Below are 921 nucleotides of genomic sequence, written 5' to 3' on the forward strand. Positions count from 1 at the left end.
CTGGTCCCGGCGGAGGTGGACGAGCTCGCGGTCGCGGGCGCGCTGGCCGGGGCGCCGGTGGAGCTCACGGACTGCCGGACCGTGGCGGCGGAGTGCGTCGCGCACGCGGAGTACGTGATCGAGGGCGAGCTGCTGGGCGAGCTTGCGCCCGAGAACCCCCAAGGGCCCTACGCCACACCGGAGTTCCTCGGCTACCAGGGCCGGGCGCATCCGGCGCTGCCGAGCGTGCGGGTCACCGCGATCACCGACCGCGAAGGCGCGATCTTCCAGACCGTCTCGGGCCCCGGGCACGAACAGTCGGTGCTGCTCGGCTTCGGCATGGAGTCGGCGGTCCTGGCCCGGCTGCGGGAGCTGGGCGTACGGGTGGTGGTCGCGGGCAACGGAACGGCGAAGGCCGGCGAGCTGCTGCGCGCCCTCGACCTCCCGGCCGACCTGGTGGCCACCTCCGGGGAGTGGGGAGTTGCGCCCCCGGACCCGGAGTTCTTCGCCCGCGTCCTGGATGCCTCCGGCGCGGACCCCCGCGCCACGCTCTACGTGGGCGCCCACCCGGCGCGCGGCCTGTTCCCGGCGAAGTCCTCGGGCCTGCGCGCGGCCCACATCCGGCGCGGGGCGGCCGGCTACTGGTGGGCGGACCACCCGGACGTGGTCGAGACGGCGGACTTCCACGTGTCCGCGCTGACGGAGCTGCCGGGGCTGGTGGAGGGCGCGGGGCCGGCGGAGCCGCCGGAACCGACGGAGGAGGCGCCGGGACGGACGCGAGTGCGGGCGCTGCGGGCGTTGTAGGGGGCGCTCACCCCTCTCGGGTACGGGACGCGCGACCCACTGAACAGAACCGCAACAAAGTGTACACTTCATTACATGAGTGACACATTCCCGATCACCGAGGCCCGCGCCCGCTTCGGTTCGCTTGTCCGTCGTGCT

Annotated in this window: 1 protein-coding gene; it reads left to right on the top strand. The window is 74.2% G+C overall.

Going from position 1 to position 921, the window contains the following annotated elements:
- Nucleotides 1-783: UbiD family decarboxylase domain-containing protein (locus E6R62_RS37520; RefSeq protein WP_206308976.1), on the top strand; the 783-nt coding region annotated here is incomplete at its 5' end.
- Nucleotides 784-921: the final 138 nt, after the last annotated feature.

This window comes from Streptomyces sp. A1136, from assembly GCF_004795055.1.
Taxonomy (GTDB): domain Bacteria; phylum Actinomycetota; class Actinomycetes; order Streptomycetales; family Streptomycetaceae; genus Streptomyces.